14 protein-coding genes are annotated in these 15,938 nt (G+C 71.4%); 6 read left to right on the plus strand and 8 right to left on the minus strand.

What is annotated here, in order from left to right; all coding sequences use genetic code 11:
• Positions 1–43: 43 nt before the first annotated feature.
• The 6 genes from ACFYV1_RS26845 to ACFYV1_RS26870 all read right to left on the minus strand — a co-directional run bounded on the left by ACFYV1_RS26845 (position 44) and on the right by ACFYV1_RS26870 (position 8,459).
• On the minus strand, positions 44–2,800 hold the full coding sequence (locus tag ACFYV1_RS26845) for an ABC transporter substrate-binding protein (protein ID WP_389398155.1): 2,757 nt from the start codon (positions 2,798–2,800) through the stop codon (positions 44–46).
• 130 nt (positions 2,801–2,930) lie between these two features.
• A complete protein-coding gene (locus ACFYV1_RS26850) occupies positions 2,931–3,299 on the minus strand; it encodes a hypothetical protein (protein ID WP_389398156.1) in 369 nt (122 codons plus the stop codon).
• 62 nt (positions 3,300–3,361) lie between these two features.
• On the minus strand, positions 3,362–4,327 hold the full coding sequence (locus ACFYV1_RS26855; RefSeq protein WP_389398157.1) for a zinc-binding dehydrogenase: 966 nt from the start codon (positions 4,325–4,327) through the stop codon (positions 3,362–3,364).
• 113 nt (positions 4,328–4,440) lie between these two features.
• A complete protein-coding gene (locus tag ACFYV1_RS26860; RefSeq protein WP_389398158.1) occupies positions 4,441–6,012 on the minus strand; it encodes an alkaline phosphatase D family protein in 1,572 nt (523 codons plus the stop codon).
• Entirely contained in the window at positions 6,009–6,587 is a 579-nt protein-coding gene (locus ACFYV1_RS26865; RefSeq protein WP_389398159.1) for a phosphoesterase, read from the minus strand. Before ACFYV1_RS26865 ends, ACFYV1_RS26860 begins: the two co-directional genes overlap by 4 nt.
• Before the next feature lie 660 nt (positions 6,588–7,247).
• Positions 7,248–8,459 (minus strand): NADP-dependent malic enzyme, encoded by a 1,212-nt coding sequence (locus ACFYV1_RS26870; protein WP_389398160.1) that lies wholly within the window; start codon positions 8,457–8,459, stop codon positions 7,248–7,250.
• A gap of 525 nt (positions 8,460–8,984) precedes the next feature.
• Between ACFYV1_RS26870 and ACFYV1_RS26875 the strand changes: the two genes are divergently transcribed.
• The 3 genes from ACFYV1_RS26875 to ACFYV1_RS26885 are packed head-to-tail and all read left to right on the plus strand — an operon-like array spanning position 8,985 to position 11,718.
• Positions 8,985–9,932: an ABC transporter substrate-binding protein gene (locus ACFYV1_RS26875; protein ID WP_389398161.1), complete on the plus strand. Its 948-nt coding sequence runs from the start codon at positions 8,985–8,987 to the stop codon at positions 9,930–9,932.
• Positions 9,933–9,976: 44 nt separating this feature from the next.
• Positions 9,977–10,945: an amino acid ABC transporter permease gene (locus ACFYV1_RS26880; protein ID WP_389398162.1), complete on the plus strand. Its 969-nt coding sequence runs from the start codon at positions 9,977–9,979 to the stop codon at positions 10,943–10,945.
• 8 nt (positions 10,946–10,953) lie between these two features.
• Positions 10,954–11,718: an amino acid ABC transporter ATP-binding protein gene (locus ACFYV1_RS26885; protein ID WP_389398163.1), complete on the plus strand. Its 765-nt coding sequence runs from the start codon at positions 10,954–10,956 to the stop codon at positions 11,716–11,718.
• A gap of 68 nt (positions 11,719–11,786) precedes the next feature.
• Here the strand turns inward: ACFYV1_RS26885 and ACFYV1_RS26890 are convergent, their stop codons facing one another.
• The gene (locus ACFYV1_RS26890; RefSeq protein ID WP_389398240.1) at positions 11,787–12,476 is read right to left on the minus strand and encodes a class I SAM-dependent methyltransferase; all 690 of its coding nucleotides are present in this window, start codon (positions 12,474–12,476) and stop codon (positions 11,787–11,789) included.
• Between the two features lie 176 nt (positions 12,477–12,652).
• Between ACFYV1_RS26890 and ACFYV1_RS26895 the strand changes: the two genes are divergently transcribed.
• Entirely contained in the window at positions 12,653–13,282 is a 630-nt protein-coding gene (locus ACFYV1_RS26895) for a CGNR zinc finger domain-containing protein (RefSeq protein ID WP_389398164.1), read from the plus strand.
• Here the strand turns inward: ACFYV1_RS26895 and sodX are convergent.
• Positions 13,186–13,605 carry a nickel-type superoxide dismutase maturation protease gene (gene sodX, locus ACFYV1_RS26900; protein WP_389398165.1) on the minus strand — a complete coding sequence of 140 codons (420 nt, stop codon included), beginning with the start codon at positions 13,603–13,605 and terminating at the stop codon, positions 13,186–13,188. The genes ACFYV1_RS26895 and sodX overlap by 97 nt on opposite strands.
• A 150-nt stretch (positions 13,606–13,755) precedes the next feature.
• On the opposite strand from sodX, the gene sodN reads away from it, so the two are divergent.
• Together sodN and ACFYV1_RS26910 are read left to right on the plus strand one after the other, a co-directional pair.
• Positions 13,756–14,151 carry a superoxide dismutase, Ni gene (gene sodN / locus ACFYV1_RS26905; protein WP_100109020.1) on the plus strand — a complete coding sequence of 132 codons (396 nt, stop codon included), beginning with the start codon at positions 13,756–13,758 and terminating at the stop codon, positions 14,149–14,151.
• Positions 14,152–14,319: 168 nt separating this feature from the next.
• On the plus strand, positions 14,320–15,867 hold the full coding sequence (locus ACFYV1_RS26910; protein ID WP_389398166.1) for a glycosyltransferase family 39 protein: 1,548 nt from the start codon (positions 14,320–14,322) through the stop codon (positions 15,865–15,867).
• The last annotated feature ends 71 nt before the right edge of the window (positions 15,868–15,938 follow it).

Raw genomic sequence — 15,938 nt, forward strand, 5'->3', positions numbered from 1 at the left:
GCCTGTGGCGCCTGCCCGTTCACGGCGTCGGCCACAGCGGGCATCAGGGGCAGGGATGCTTCGCCTCGCCCCAGGTGCCGCGCACGTCGTCGCGTGCCACCGCCCCGCACAGCAGCACCGTCCGCGACCCGCCCGCCCCGCCGTGCTCCACCGCTGTCAGCTTCTGCTCCATGAGCCGGCCCCCGCCCGCGGCGCCGTGCGCGTCTATCCGCCCGGTGGCACCGTCGAAGCCTCCGCCGCCGAGGCCCTGGTAGAGCACCGCCTGCAGCAGGTGCCGTCCGAGCCGCTCGTCGTGACCGCCCGTTCCGCGCCACGCCTGGTCGATGCCCTCCGCGAGATACCGCATCGCGTCCCAGGCGAGCGCCACATGCGCGTCCTGCCGCATCGCGCCCGTGCGGGTGCCGTGGTCCTCCGCGTAGGTGCTGTCGTACGCGGACAGGAACGCAGCGGCCTCGCCGCTCGCCCCGGCCAAGGCCGGAGCCCTCCCGTGCGAGACGTAGTAGAGCGTCAGCCCGGCGAACACCTGCCACGGCCGGCGCTCCTCCGTCAGGGCATTGGTGACGTCGTCGCCGCCGAGCACGGTCACCTTCGGGCAGTCCCGCGCATCGCGCGCCAACTCCCCGAGGAACAGCTGGAAGTGGCTGCCCCGCCCCGCCCACACGATCGCCGTGCGGGGTTCCTCCGCCACTGCCCGGCACACCTCCCGCGCCAGGTCCTCCACGGAGGGGACCGAGGATCCTGCCGGAGCGCCCGGCACCGGGGAGGGCTCCGGCGCGTCCGTCGGCGTGTACAGGAGCATGCCGGTGCGCTCGTCCCCGTACGCCTGGCGGAACGCGCCCGCGAGACTCGCGCTGTACGCGTCCGCCGGGTCGGCGACCAGCCGCACCCGCACCGCGGTGCGGCCGCCCACCATGGGCGCGTGCTCGGCGAAGGACGCCATCACCTCCCCGGCACGGGCGTCGGTGGGCGCGGTCTGGTAGTAGTGCTCGCCCTGCCGCAGCAGTTCGTCGGAGGTTCCGGAGGTGCCGACCATCGGGAGACCGGCGTCGTCGAAGATGCGCATCGCCTCGTAGGTGCGCCGCCGGCTCTGGCCGAAGCCGACGACCCCGACGATCGAGTCGTCCTTGTCCGCGAGATCGACGATCCGGCGGGCCACGGCGGGGGCGTCCTTGAACCGGTCCCCCGCGTTCGCCGCCAGCACCCTCAGTGGCACCCGCTCGCCGGTGCGCAGCGCCTGCCCGTTCGCATACGCCTGGGCGAGGGCGAGGCCGCGCAGCTCCGCGAGGGTGCCGCCGCGCACCGGGTCCTCGGCGTCCTTGCCGCCGCTGAGCGGGCCGAAGTAGACGACCGTACGGGCGCGCGGTCGCGGGTCGTCGCGGTCCCGGCCGGCCAGTTCCTCCTCCACCTGCTCGTTCTGCCGCTCGATGCGTTGCAGCACGTCCCTCACGGCTCGTTCGCTGTCGCCCGTGCCGAACGACGCCGCGCCCTCCGCGACGCCGACGCACTGCCCGTCCGTACCCAGGAAGGTGGAGCCGAGGCACGGATCGGGGCCGACCCGCGAGAACGGGACCCCGGCGAGCAGGCCCGTGGTCACCACCAGGGCCAGCACCGACGCGCCGAGCACCCCGGCCACCTCGGTGCCCGGCCCCCACCGCTGGGTGGGCGGAGCGAGCGTCGGCCAGCGGCCCAGCCAGTAGGTGGCGGCCTGGTCGTCCTCCGGCCCGTCCTCGACCGGCACCACCATGCCCGACGGCCGCCCCGGCGGGGTGCCGCGCTGGGCGATGTTGGCCAGGTCCGCCCCGGCGGCGGACAGACCGGGGACCTCGATGTCGGGGATCCGGCTGGCGAGGGTCCGGACGCCGGCTGCCACCGCCACCACGGATGTGCACCTCAGGTCCTCCATCGCCGAGCGCAGTTCCCTCAGGAACCGCTGGATCCGCGACTCGGCCGGACCGGCCTCCTCCACCAGGAGCACGAAACGGCTGACCCGCCGGCGCCGCCACGGGTTGAACAGCCTTTTGCGGCCCGCGGCCTCCAGGTCGGCGAGCAGGGCGTGGACCAGGATCCGGTCGAGCTGCTCGGGATCGCCGTCCGGGCCGCCTCCCACGAGATCGAGTGCCGAACGGAAGAAGTCGGACGGCGGAGTGCCCTGCTGCTGGCGCACCCATTCCGCGTACCAGCGGCGGCCACCGGAACGGCCGCGGCCCAGCATGCGGCGCCCCGCACGGCGCCCGTACAGGGCGCGGGGCAACCGCTGGAAGAGCGGCCCGGCGATGAAGTTCCACAGCAGTTCGAGCAGGGTGCCGCCGTTGGCCTGGTCCCGGCCGCCCAGCCACCACAGTCCGCGGGCGAGCGCGGACACCTCGCGGTGCTCGGCGTAGCAGTGGTCGCGCAGCTCTCCCGGCCGGCGCTCCATCAGTCCCCCGACGGCGGGCGCCGAGACGACGGCTCGCAGCAGCCGGTACGAGGGCAGCCGCAGCCGTCCCGTGCCGCGCGGCATGGACTCGTCGAGCTGGAAGGTGATCTGCTCGAACAGGTCGAGCGGCTGCTCCGGCTCGCCCACGGGCACGGCGGGGACGCAGGCGTGCGGTGCGAGCCGCCCCTCACGTCCCCGGAGCCGGGTGCGTAACCCCGCGACGATCCGGCGCCCCGCCTGGCCGTCGCCCGGCTCGCTCAGCAGCACGACGGGCACCCGGCTGCGGGTGCGGCGCGGTTGGACGACGAGTTTGTCGAAGGCGTCGACGAAACGCTCGACGCCCGGATAGGCCGGAACCCGGCCGTTCTGATCCCCCGTTGACATGCCTTCCCTCCCTCTCACGTGCCACCACGTGAGTGTCACAGGACGTGCCCCGCAACAGCGGCGCGCAACCGTCCCCCGGCGGCGCACCGCCCCGTACCGCGGTGAAGTCCGCCGCGCGGCACGGCGGACTTCACCGCGGTACGAACGCTGTGCCGGCCCTCAGCGCGGTACGAGAGGCCCGATCCGCACCGTGACCCGCGCCCCCGGCCGGGCGTGGACGGTCACCGTGGCCGCCCGGCCGGTACGTCCCGCTCCCTGCGTCGTACCCCTCGGCCGTCACCCGGCCGGCCACCGCCGGTGCGTACGGGGCCGCGGTCCGCTCCTTGCCGGTGCCGCGCAGGGTCAGCACGCGGCCGCGGCCGCGGTCGTCGGTCAGACGCGGGACGCCCGGGACGTCAGGAGCGTCGGTACCGGCGTCGGCGTGGGCGTCGGCGTGGGCGGGCGGGACGCAGAACTGCAGGGCGGCGCAGACGAGTACGGCGAGCAGACAGCGGTGCATCAGGACCTCCGGCGCGGTCGTACGGCAGTGCCGGAGATCCCATCAGCAGAACTGACGGACCATCAAGAGCTCGTCAGGACAATCTTCCCGAACAGATCCCCGGAGGCGATCTTCTCGAAGCCCTCCCTGGCCCGGTCCAGCGGCAGCACCTCGTCGATCACCGGCCGTACACCCGTGGCGGCACAGAACGAGAGCAGGTCCTCCAGCTCGTCCTTCGAGCCCATCGTCGAGCCGACCACCTTCAGCTCGAGGAAGAAGATCCGGGTGAGTTCGGCGTGCGTCGGGCGGTCACCGCTGGTCGCACCGGAGATCACCAGAGTGCCTCCGGGGCGCAGCGACTTGACCGAGTGCGACCAGGTCGCCGCCCCGACCGTCTCGATGACGGCGTCCACCCGCCGCGGCAGCCGCGCCCCCGGCTCGTACGCCTCCTCCGCACCCAGCTCGATCGCGCGCCTGCGCTTGGCCTCGTCGCGGCTGGTGGCGTACATCCGCAGGCCGGCGGCCTTGCCGAGCACGATCGCGGCGGTGGCCACACCGCCGCCGGCGCCCTGGACCAGGACCGAGTCGCCGGGACGCACCCCGGCGTTGGTGAAGAGCATCCGGTAGGCCGTCAGCCAGGCGGTCGGCAGACACGCGGCCTGCTCGAAGGTGAGCTCCGCGGGCTTCGGCAGCACGTTCCAGGACGGTACGGAGACCTGCTCCGCGAAGGTGCCCTGGTAGCGCTCGGTGAGGATGGAGCGGGGCTCGTCGGGGCCGACACCGTGGCCGCTCTGCCCGATGACCGAGTGGAGCACCACCTCGTTCCCGTCCTCGTCGACGCCCGCGGCGTCGCAGCCGAGGATCATCGGCAGCTTGTCCTCCGCGAGGCCGACTCCGCGCAGCGACCAGAGGTCGTGGTGGTTGAGCGAGGCGGCCTTGACGGTCACGGTCGTCCAGCCCGGTCGTGCCTCGGGCGCCGGGCGTTCGCCCAGTTCGAGGCCGTTGAGCGGCTGGTCGCGGTCGATACGGGCGGCGTAGGCGGCGAACATGACCTTGAGAGTAGGCCGGGCCGGTGCGTGGCGGAACCACGCACCGGTGTGACACGCGTCCCTAGGGCTGTGACAGGGCAACGCCTGCCGTGAGGGGCGTCGAGGGCCGGCCCTCAGCCTTCCTCCCGCCGGTACTGCGCGGGCGAGCCCTTCGTCGCCGGGTCCTCGTACGAGCCGGTCCTGCCGCGGTCCACATGGAAGGACGTGAGCGTGGTGACGGGCGACGCCGCGTCGCGGCGGTCGCCGATGACCCGCATGTGGGCGGTGAATCGCTCCGGGGTGACCTCGTACACGTCGTAGCCGTAGCGGTTGCCCTCGAAGTACTTCAGATGCGGGTTGGCCGCGCCCATCAGCGGTCCGTTGGCCTTGTTCCAGTCGGCGCTGTACGCGCCCGAGGTGACCGAGTGGGCGGTGAACTCCGTGCCGACCAGCGGCGACGAGGGGTCGTCGAAGTCGGTTCTGATGTCGTCCACGAAGGCGGAGTGCCAGTCGCCGGTGATGACGACGAGGTCCTCGAGGCCGCTCGAGTGGACACGGCCCAGCACCTCCTTCCGCTCCGCGAGGAAGCCGTCCCACTGGTCGGTGAACATGTACGAGCCGCCCGGCCGGCCGCGGAGCTGGCTGAGCATGATCGAGTTGGCCCAGACGTGCCACGAGTCGGGCGCGCGGTCGATGCCCTGCCCGAGCCAGGCCTTCTGCTCGGCCCCGAGGATCGTGCCGTCCGCGAGGTTCTGCGCCGAGCGGTACGAGCGCAGGTCCAGGACGGTCAGTTCCAGCAGGTCCCCCCAGCGGCGGACCCGGTGGATCTCCGGGTCCGGCAGGGCGAAGGCGCTGCTGTCGCGGTGGGGCATGTGCTCGTACCACGCCTGGTACGCGGCGGCCCGGCGCCGCATGAACGGCGCACCGCCGCCGGTACCGGAGTAGTCGTTGGCCACCTCGTGGTCGTCCCAGGTCAGGAACCAGGGGTGGGCGGCGTGCGCCTCACGCAGGGAGGCGTCGCCCTTGTAGAGCGCGTGACGGCGGCGGTAGTCGGCGACGGTGAACACGGCCGGGCCCTCGTGGTCGCGCACATGGTCGGCAGGGACTCCGCCGACCTGGCCGTGCTCGTAGACGTAGTCGCCGAGGTGGACGACGAAGTCCACGTCCTCGCGGGCGATGCCGCGGTGGGCGGCGTAGAACCCGTCGTGGAAGGCCTGGCAGTTGGCGGCGGCGAACCGCACCCGGCCCACCCCGCCGACCGGCGCGGTCCTCGTACGGCCGAGGCGGCTGGTCCGCCCCAGCGCCCTGAACACGTACCAGTACCGGGTGCCGGGGCGCAGCCCCGTGACGGGTACGTGGACGCTGTGGCCGAGAGTCGCGGAGGCGGGCGCCGTACCGCGCGCCACGACACGGCGCAGGGAGCGGTCCAGGGCGACGGTCCACTCGACCTCGACGACCTCGGGCAGCGACTGCTCGGCGGCGAGCGGCTCCGGGGCGAGCCGGGTCCACAGCAGGACGCTCGTCGGCTGCGGGTCGCCGGAGGCGACACCCAGTGTGAACGGCGCGGGATCGTAGTCCGCCCCGAGTGCCTCGGCCGCCTCACGGGCCTGCGCGGGGCCGAGCCCCGCGCTCAGCGGCCACACGACGTTCAGCGCGCCGGCGGCCGCGGCGGCCTTGAGCAGAGTGCGTCGGTCGGTCCTGGTCACCTGGATCCCTCCGTGGCGGTGAGGCTGAGCGATATCGCGTCGGCGTAGCCGTCGTTGGAGGTGCCGCCGCCGCTGCGGGTGAACACGAGCAACAGGCGCGCGGTACGGGAGCCGGGCGGCACGGCCGCGGACGCGGTCCGCTCCAGCAGCCCGGTGCGGGCGCCGCGTTCGGCGGCGGTGACGGGACCGAGCACGCTGAGCGCCACCGGCGTTCCCGCCCTGTCCCTGAACTCGACGGACAGCCGGGCGCCGTCCTCCTGCGCGGCGTAGCCGCCGAGCCAGGCGGCGGCGGTGCAGCGCACCCGCCCGGCGTCGACGGCCGCGCGGCCGACCGGCCCGGCGGCGGGGAGCGCGATGTCCTGGACGAGCGCTGTGCGGGGCGAGTCGCCGCCGCTGAAGAACCGTGAGCCGCGGCGGACCGGGCCGGGGTCGGCGGCGGTGGGGTAGCCCCCGCCGACGTCGTATCCGACGAGAGCGGGCGCGCCCTGGGCGACGACCCAGCCGGTCACGGCGTCGACGGGCTGGGCGCTCCCTCCCGGACCGCTCTCGGCATCGCCGTTGACGACCAGATTCACAAGCGCCTCCTGGTGTACGCGGGTTGCGCGGAGCAGCACACCAGCACGAGGTGAACCTGAGAAGTCCCCCGACCGAACGCCCGCCGTGTTCCAGCCACATCTCCCGCTCAGTGCTCCGCACGGCACGAAGCGGATTCCGGCGGGCCGTTCCCGCGGTCCTCGCCACCGTGGCGCCCTGGGCGCTCCCCTCTTCAGGGCCCGACGTCCACGGGCGCGGTGCGATGACCGGCGACGGCGTCCGGGACCACTCACCGGAGCAGGAGGTCGCGCGGTACGGGGAGTTCGCGCTCGCCCTCGCCGAGCGGCCCTTCCCGCCGTCCGCGAGACCCTGCCCGCTCGCCCGGGCCGGACAAGGGGAGTCCGCCGCCGCGCTCCGCACCGTCGACGCGGTGCCGCAGGAGAGCGGGCGGATCGAGGCCGTCGAGCGGCCGCCCTTCGGTCCGGTGACCGTCCGACGGGGATCCGGCACACCTCCACCGGGTCCGGGTGCGGCCCGGAGCAGAGATCCGGAGCTTGTCCGGTTCACAGGGAACGGGACGCCCGCACCGGATCGGGCCGCCATCCCACGAGAACGGGCGGCCATCCCACGAGAGCGGGCCGCGCCGTCCCCCCGCGGGGGGACGGCGCGGCCCGTCACGAAAACCGCGCGACCGTGGAAGGTCAGCGCCGGGCGACGCCCTCCGCCCGCGCGGCCGCGGCCACGGCCGCGGTGACGGCCGGCGCGACCCGCTCGTCGAAGGGCGACGGGATCACGTAGTCCGCGGAGAGCGCGTCACCGACGACGTCCGCCAGTGCGTCCGCCGCCGCGATCTTCATGCCCTCGGTGATCCGCGAGGCCCGCACCTGAAGCGCCCCCGCGAAGATCCCGGGGAAGGCGAGGACGTTGTTGATCTGGTTCGGGTAGTCGGAGCGGCCGGTGGCCACGACCGCCGCGTACTTGTGCGCGACGTCCGGGTGGACTTCCGGGTTCGGGTTGGCCATGGCGAAGACGAACGAGCCCGGCGCCATCGACGCGACAGCCGCCTCCGGCACCGTCCCGCCCGAGACACCGATGAAGACGTCGGCGCCGGCGAGCGCGGTCTCCAGGGATCCCGAGAGTCCCGCCCGGTTGGTCAGCTCGGCGAGCTCGCGCTTGACCGGGGTCAGGTCCTGGCGGTCACGGCTGACGATGCCCTTGCGGTCGGCGACCGCCACGTCGCCGAGACCGGCCTCCAGCAGGAACTTCGCGATGGCGACACCCGCCGCTCCCGCACCGGAGATGACGCCGCGCAGGTCGCCGAGCGTGCGCCCGGTCAGCTTCGCGGCGTTGCGCAGCGCGGCGAGCGTCACGACGGCCGTGCCGTGCTGGTCGTCGTGGAAGACGGGGATGTCGAGGCGCTCCTGCAGCTTGCGCTCGATCTCGAAGCACCGGGGTGCCGAGATGTCCTCGAGGTTCACTCCACCGAAGGACGGCGCGAGGCGCACGACGGTTTCGACGATCTCGTCGGCGTCCGTCGTGGCGAGGGCGATCGGGACCGCGTCCACGCCGCCGAACTGCTTGAAGAGGATCGCCTTCCCCTCCATGACCGGGAGGGACGCCTCCGGGCCGATGTCTCCGAGGCCGAGCACCGCCGTTCCGTCGGTGACGACGGCGACGACCTGCGACTTCCAGGTGTAGTCGTGAACGAGCTCGGGCTGTTCCGCGATGGCGGTGCACACCTTGGCGACACCGGGTGTGTACGCGAGGGACAGGTCGTCCTTGTTCCGCACCGGCACGGTGGCCTGGACGGCCATCTTGCCGCCGCGGTGCAGCGCGAACGCCGGATCGAAGGGCTCCTCGGCACTCTCCGTGTCGGTGTTCTCGCTATGAGGATTGACGATCTCCGCTGCCATTTTTTGTTGACCCCTTAAGTCTTCACAGTTGAGGGTGGCCACTCCTGGTTGAGGAGGGGTGGGCGGGCACCGCGTCCGTTCCCTGCGCTGGGTCGGTTGGCCCGCCCCGGCAGGGGGAGGTACGTACGCGCGGGCGCGCCGCACACGCGCCCTGAGCCCCGGATGAGGGGTGTAAGGATCCTTCTTACCGGACCGACCGCACCGTGGACGAGTCGATATGCGCTCGGTGACGCGGCTCATAGCCTGAAACCGGGACAAGCCCGCCAGGTGCGGCGGTACCCGCCCAGAAGGCCGGGCGGCCGAAGATCTTCCGGCCGGAAGAAGGCTTTCCAGCGAATGGTCCGGCCTTGATGTACCGGCCCGCTGGGGTTCGGGGGTGACCCGTTATCCGATTTTGACATGCGCGCCCCCCTGAATGGGCTCGACCGAATGGCAAGATGCCGAAAACACACAAGGTCGCGACACTCGAAGACGAGTGCAGTACGACCTGGTAACTCCCACCCTCACCGCCGGAGGATCCCGATCATGACCGCAAGCACCACGCGCCGTACGACCGTCGCGAAGTCCCGCACCGTCGCGGTCAGCGCCATCGCGGTCGCGGGCGCCCTGCTGCTGACCGCGTGCGGCGACCAGACGGACAGCGGCTCCAAGGAGTCGGAGACGAAGGGCAACGCGTCCTCCGCGCCGCTCGCCGACAAGCTGCCCAAGGAGATCCGGGACAAGGGCGTCATCAAGGTCGGTTCCGACATCGCGTACGCGCCGATGGAGTTCATGGACGAGGGCAACAAGCCGGCCGGTGTGGACATCGACATCGCCAACGCCCTGGGCAAGGTCCTCGGCGTCGAGTTCAAGTTCGAGAACGCCACGTTCGACCAGCTCGTGCTGGGTATGAACAACGGCCGCACCGACATCGTCATGTCGTCGATGACGGACACCAAGGAGCGTCAGCAGGGCGCGACCGACGACGCCAAGGGCGGCGCCGACTTCGTGAACTACTTCCAGGCCGGCTCCGCGATCCTGGTCCAGAAGGGCAACCCGGAGAAGGTCACCACTCTGGACGACCTGTGCGGCCTGACGGTCGCCGCCCAGCGCGGCACCGCGAACGAGACGCTGCTGAACGAGACGCAGAAGAAGTGCGGCGCCGACAAGATCAAGCCGTTCATCTCCGACCAGGACAGCGACTCGATCACGCAGCTGCAGACCAAGCGCGCCGACGCGGTGATCACCGACTTCCCGGTCGCCCTCTACAACGAGCTGAACGCCGGGGGCGGCAAGCTCTTCGAGGTCGTGGGCGAGCAGATCGACGCCGCGCCGTACGGCATCGCGGTCAGCAAGAAGAACCCGGAGCTGCGCGACGCGCTCCTGGCCGCCGTCCAGAAGATCATCGACGACGGCTCGTACGCCGAGGTGCTCAAGGAGTGGAAGGCCGAGAGCGGCGCCATCGAGAAGGCCACGATCAACGCCGGCAAGTGACCGCCACTCCACGTCCCCACCTCCCCATGTAAGGCAGCAACCCTGTGACTGACCCCCTCGACAAGACGTCGGCCGACGTCCCGCCGGACGGCTCCGACCGTAAGGATTCCGCCGCGCACTCGGGCCCCATCAAGGCGGTCCCGGTGCGCCACTACGGACGCTGGATCAGCGCCGTGGTGGTCCTCGGACTCCTCGCACTGCTGGTGCGCGCGTTCGCGGACGCCCAGATCCAGTGGAGCGTGGTCGGTGAGCAGATCACCAACGGCACGTTCGCCTGGGGCGCCTGGGAGACGCTGAAGATCACCGTCTACTCGATGGTGATCGGTGTGGTCCTCGGCGCGATCCTCGCGGTGATGAGGCTCTCCCCGAACCCGGTGCTCTCCTCGGTGGCCTGGGGCTACATCTGGTTCTTCCGCGGCACTCCGGTGCTGGTGCAGATCCTGCTCTGGTTCAACCTCTCGCTGGTCTTCCAGTACCTCGACCTCGGTTTCATCTACAAGGACGAGATGAACCAGGTCATGACGCCGTTCGTGGCCGCGCTGCTGGCCCTCGGTCTGAACGAGGCCGCGTACATGGCCGAGATCTGCCGGGCCGGCATCCAGTCGGTCGACTCGGGTCAGACCGAGGCGGCGCACGCGCTGGGCATGAAGGGCGGCAAGACGATGCGCCGCATCGTGCTGCCGCAGGCCATGCGGGTGATCATTCCGCCCACCGGCAACGAGTTCATCAACATGCTCAAGACCTCCTCGCTGGCCTTCGCCATCGGTTACGGCGAGCTGTTCCTGCGAGGCCGTGAATTCGGCTCGCGGACGCTCGCCATCATGGAGGGCTACATCGTGATCTCGCTCTGGTACCTGCTGCTGACGACCGTGTTCAGCATCGGCCAGTACTACCTGGAGCGGTATTACGCCCGCGGTTCGAGCCGTTCGCTCCCGCCGACGCCGATGCAGCGTCTGCGCAAGCAGCTGTCCTCGTTCCGTGTGCAGAGCAACGTCGGAGGCGTGAAGGTATGAAGTCGCAAGTGACGCAGCCGATGGTGAGGGCCGAGAACGTCCACAAGTCGTTCGGCCATGTGCAGGTCCTCAAGGGCATCGACCTGGAGGTCGCACCCCGCGAGGTGTTCTGTCTGGTCGGCCCGTCCGGGTCCGGCAAGTCGACCTTCCTGCGGTGCATCAACCACCTCGAGAAGATCAACGGCGGCCGTCTCTCGGTCGACGGAAATCTGGTGGGCTACCGCGAGAAGGGCGACAAGCTCTACGAGCTGAAGGAGAAGGAGGTCGCGGCGCAGCGCAGGGACATCGGCATGGTCTTCCAGCGCTTCAACCTCTTCCCGCACATGACGGCTCTCGCGAACGTCATGGAGGCGCCGATCCAGGTCAAGGGCGAGTCGAAGGCCGTGGCCCGCGAGCGTGCGCTGCGGCTGCTGGACCGGGTGGGTCTGGCCGACAAGGCCAAGAACTACCCCACCCAGCTCTCCGGCGGCCAGCAGCAGCGCGTCGCCATCGCCCGTGCGCTGGCGATGGAACCGAAGCTGATGCTCTTCGACGAGCCGACGTCGGCCCTCGACCCGGAGCTGGTCGGCGAGGTGCTGGACGTGATGCGCGGTCTCGCCGAGGACGGCATGACGATGATCGTCGTGACCCACGAGATGGGCTTCGCCCGTGAGGTCGGTGACGCGCTGGTCTTCATGGACGACGGCGTGGTCGTCGAGTCCGGCCACCCGCGTGACGTCCTGACGAACCCGCAGCACGACCGGACGAAGTCGTTCCTGTCGAAGGTGCTGTAGCGGCTCGCCGCGTGCGAAAGGGGCGGTACGGATCCGATCCGTACCGCCCCTTCGCGTATGACGCGCCTCTACTTCAGCGCCAGCACCAGCGCGTCGCTCGGCGACGCCCACACGGGGCGGGCCTCGGCGAAGCCGGCCGCGCGGAGGGTCTCGGCGTGCCACTGGGCGGCGGGGGTGTCGCCGTCCGCGTGCTCGCCGTAGATGCGGAACCGTTCCGCGGTGGGCTCCGCGAGGACCGGGTCCTCGGCCGCGAGCGCCCACCAGTCGGCCCAGTCGAGGGCTCCGGCCGCCTTCGCCCGTTCCATGCCGGCGTGGCGGTGGGCGCGTTCGGCGGCGTTGATGCGGGGCGTGGACTCGTCCTTCATGTGGTCGGCGTTCATGAAGACGCCGCCGTCACGCACCAGCGCGGCGACCTGCCCGTAGAGGACGGCCAGCGGTTCGCTGTGCAGCCAGTGCAGCGCGGTGGCGGTGAGCACCGCGTCGTACGAGTCGTGCGGAAGGGCAGAGGTCCAGTCGGGGTCCTTGAGATCGGCGGTGACGAAGGCGGCCCGCTCGTCCCCGCCGAAGTAGCCCCGGGCAATGGTCAACAGCGCGGGGTCGAGGTCCACCCCGGTACTCGTCGCCTTCGGGAACCGCTTGAGCAGCCGGTCCGTGATACTTCCCGTACCGCACGCGAGATCCAGCACCCGCGGCTCGGGGCCGACCGTGGCCTCGAGCATGTCCAGCATCACCCTGAACCGCTCCTCGCGGTCGGGCATGTACCACTCCTGCTGCCGGTCCCAGCTCTCCTGCCAGGCCGGCCAGTCGGCACCGGCACCCCTGGCGGCACCCGCAGCCGTCTCCGTAGCGCTCACCGGAATCCTCCCGTCCGTAATACCCTCGAAGCATAAGCAGCCGTTACCTCCACCCTAGAACGCCGCGGTAAGGACTACAAGTGGAACTGGCCTATTACTCGGACTACGCCGTACGTCTGGTCAACACCGAGGAGCCGGACCGCAACAGGGACACCCTCACCTCGGTCGAGGCCGTCCGCGAGCTCTTCGGCCCGTCGTCGCAGGCCGCACGCCGCGCCACCGATTCGGACGTGACCCGCTTCCGGTCCGTGCGGGGCCGGCTGCGAGCGGTCTTCGCGGCGGCCGACGCGGGCGAGGAGACGCAGGCCGTCGACCTGCTCAACTCGCTCCTGCTGGAGTTCCCCGTGAGTCCGCAGATCTCCGGGCACGACTACCGGGACGAGGACGGCCGCCCCAAGTGGCACATGCACCTCGCCGACCACCCCTCCAACGCCACGGCGGGATACGCCGCCATCGCGGCCATGGGGCTCGCCTTCCACCTCACGGAGTACGGCGTCGACCGCCTCGGCCTGTGCGAAGCGGTCCCCTGCCGCAACGCCTACCTCGACACGTCCACCAACCGCTCGCGCCGCTACTGCTCCGACCGCTGCGCCACCCGCGCCAACGTGGCCGCCTACCGCGCCCGCAAACGCCTGGAGACCGCGCGGTCGGCGAGCACCGGACGCACGGCCGACGCCAGCCAGGAGACGACACGGAACACGGACCTCTGATCCGGGCCGAGCGGCCGGAAACGGCCGCACACCCGGCCGAGCAGCAGCTCGGGCGGCACCACACCGAACACCCGGCTGTCGCCGTCCGCGCCGGGATTGTCACCGAGGACCCACCAGCCCTCCTCGCGCCGCTCGGCCAGCCGCTTCACGATCAGCAGGTCCTGCTGCAGCGGATGGCGGAGCACCGCCACGTCGCCGGTGCGGAAGGCGGCCCGGTAGTCGACCAGCAACTGGTCCCCGTGCACCAGCGTCGGCACCATCGAGGGCCCCGTCACTTCGGCGAACCCGAAACGCGCCCTCGGCTCGTGCCACTGCTCAGTCATCAGCCACCTCCGGCCCCCACTGTATGTTCGGCCACCGGCCCGGCACGGACCCCGGACTTTTGACCTAAGCCCAAGGGGGCACCCGCCAAAACGGGTTCCTCACGGAGTAATGTCCCACCTGAGAAGACGATCACGAGGAAGGACAGCTCAATGCTCTCCCGCCTGTTTGCCCCCAAGGTGAAGGTCAGCGCCCACTGCGACCTGCCCTGCGGTGTGTACGACCCGGCCCAGGCCCGCATCGAGGCGGAGTCGGTCAAGGCCGTCCAGGAGAAGTACCAGGCCAACGAGGACCCGCACTTCCGCGCCCGCGCCACGGTCATCAAGGAGCAGCGCGCGGAGCTCGCCAAGCACCACGTCTCGGTGCTGTGGAGCGACTACTTCAAGCCCCCGCACTTCGAGAAGTACCCGGAGCTGCACCAGCTCATCAACGACACGCTGAAGGCGCTCTCGGCCGCCAAGGGTTCGACGGACCCGGCGACCGGCCAGAAGGCCCTCGACTACATCGCCCAGATCGACAAAATTTTCTGGGAGACGAAGAAGGCCTGACCCCTGGTCAGCCTGTGACCTGCGATTCCTGATCGCACGGTCTTCATGTCCGCACCCGGCCCGTCGGCCGCCGAACACGGCGTCCATGACGGACCGGGTGCGGTGTTTTCGCGTCCGTCGGCCTGCGGTTCCGGTGTTTCGCGTCCGCCGGCCTGCGGTTCCGGTGTCGTGGAGGGAGGAGCCATCGAGCTCCGTGAACAGGCCCCGGCCGAGGGTGCGCCGGCCGTCGCCTCGCTGCCCGGTCCGGCGGCGGGACGGCCTCGGGAGAAGGCCGGGAGACTGCCGTGTCTCCTCGTCCCGGCCGTGTCGGCACTGGCGCTCGGGCTGTGGGGCATCACCCGGCAGGGGACGATGTGGCGCGACGAGTCCGTCACGTACCAGGTGGCCCACCGCGGCCCGTCCGAGATCTGGGCACTGCTGGACAACGCCGATGCCGTGCACGGCCTCTACTACTTCCTCATGCACGCCCTCTTCTCGATCTGGGAGGGCGGGCTCGTCGCGCTCCGGCTGCCGTCCGTGCTGGCCGTGGCCGCGGCCGCCGGTCTGGTGGGGCTGACCGCGTACCGGCTCGCGGGACGCAGGGCGGGGGTGCTGAGCGGCATGGTGTTCGTCCTCACCCCGGAAGTGCAGATGTACGCCCAGGAGGGGCGGTCCTATGCGATGGTCTGCGCTCTGGTCGCCCTGGCCACCTGTCTGCTGGCCCACGCCCTGACGGGACCGTCCGGCCGGCGCCGGTGGGTCCTCTACTCGCTCGCGGTGCTCACCGCGAGCTGGCTGCACGAGTTCGCGGTGCTCGCACTGGTGGCACACGGGGTGAGCGTCTTCCTGCCGCGCACGGGCCGTCGGGTCGGACGTCCGTGGACGGTGGCCGCGGGGGCGGTGGTCGTCTGCCTGGTCCCCCTCGTCGTGTTCAGCATGGGGCAGTCCGGTCAGGTGTCCTGGATCGGCGGCCCCAAACCGAGGGAGTGGCTCGAGATCGCGGGCGTGGCGCTCGTCGCCGTCGTGTGCGCCAAGTACTGCGCCGGCGACGACCGGACGGCGCTCGTCCCCCGGGCGGCCCTGCCCCTGGCGCTCGTTCCGACGGCGCTGCTGCTGCTCGCCGCGGTCCATGAGCCCATGTACGTCGACCGCTACGTCCTCTTCACCAACGTGGGGTTGTCGCTGCTCGCCGGCACGGCACTGGGCGGACTCCTCACCTCGGTGTCCGCTCACGCGCCGCCGCGCGGCAGGCTGCCGCGGTCGGCGGCCGTGGCCGCGGCGGCGATCGCGGCGCTGCTCGCGCTCACCCCCGTCACACTGCAGATGCGCACACCGGACAGCCGGAAGGACGACGTGACGGCCATCGCGCAGGAGGTGCGGCGGGTCTCCGCCCCCGGCGACGGAGTCGTCTTCGCACCCTCCCGCCGACGCGAGTGGCGTCTCTCCCGTCCCGCGGAGTTCGGCGGTCTCCTCGATGTCGCTCTCAGCAGGAGCCCGCGGGCGTCGGCGTCGCTCCAGGGCGAGGAACTCCCGGCTGCGGAGATCCGCCGGCGCATGCTCGCCATGGAGCGGATCGTGGTCCTGAGTGATCCTCCCGGCCAGCCGGAGGACGCCTACGCCCAGGAGGCGGTGAAACGCGAGGTGCTGCGGACCCGCTTCCGCGAGTGCTCGCGCACTCAGGTGAAGGGTGCTCAGGTGACCCTCTACGTCCGCTCGGGCGACTGTCCCGCGACATAGGGCGTCGAACGCGCGGGCACGGCTCGCGGACCTTCGGGCCGCCGGGCACGGCACCGGACACGGGCTCGCGG

It is taken from the genome of Streptomyces sp. NPDC003023 (assembly GCF_042888225.1).
GTDB lineage: Bacteria > Actinomycetota > Actinomycetes > Streptomycetales > Streptomycetaceae > Streptomyces.

What these genes read in the sequence shown, in the direction of transcription:
- ACFYV1_RS26845 (WP_389398155.1), bottom strand. Translation starts at nt 2,800, where the DNA reads ATGTCAACGGGGGATCAGAACGGCCGGGTTCCGGCCTATCCGGGCGTC.
- ACFYV1_RS26850 (WP_389398156.1), bottom strand. Translation starts at nt 3,299, where the DNA reads ATGCACCGCTGTCTGCTCGCCGTACTCGTCTGCGCCGCCCTGCAGTTC.
- ACFYV1_RS26855 (WP_389398157.1), bottom strand. Translation starts at nt 4,327, where the DNA reads ATGTTCGCCGCCTACGCCGCCCGTATCGACCGCGACCAGCCGCTCAAC.
- ACFYV1_RS26870 (WP_389398160.1), bottom strand. Translation starts at nt 8,459, where the DNA reads ATGGCAGCGGAGATCGTCAATCCTCATAGCGAGAACACCGACACGGAG.
- ACFYV1_RS26875 (WP_389398161.1), top strand. Translation starts at nt 8,985, where the DNA reads ATGACCGCAAGCACCACGCGCCGTACGACCGTCGCGAAGTCCCGCACC.
- ACFYV1_RS26890 (WP_389398240.1), bottom strand. Translation starts at nt 12,476, where the DNA reads ATGCCCGACCGCGAGGAGCGGTTCAGGGTGATGCTGGACATGCTCGAG.
- sodX (WP_389398165.1), bottom strand. Translation starts at nt 13,605, where the DNA reads ATGACTGAGCAGTGGCACGAGCCGAGGGCGCGTTTCGGGTTCGCCGAA.
- sodN (WP_100109020.1), top strand. Translation starts at nt 13,756, where the DNA reads ATGCTCTCCCGCCTGTTTGCCCCCAAGGTGAAGGTCAGCGCCCACTGC.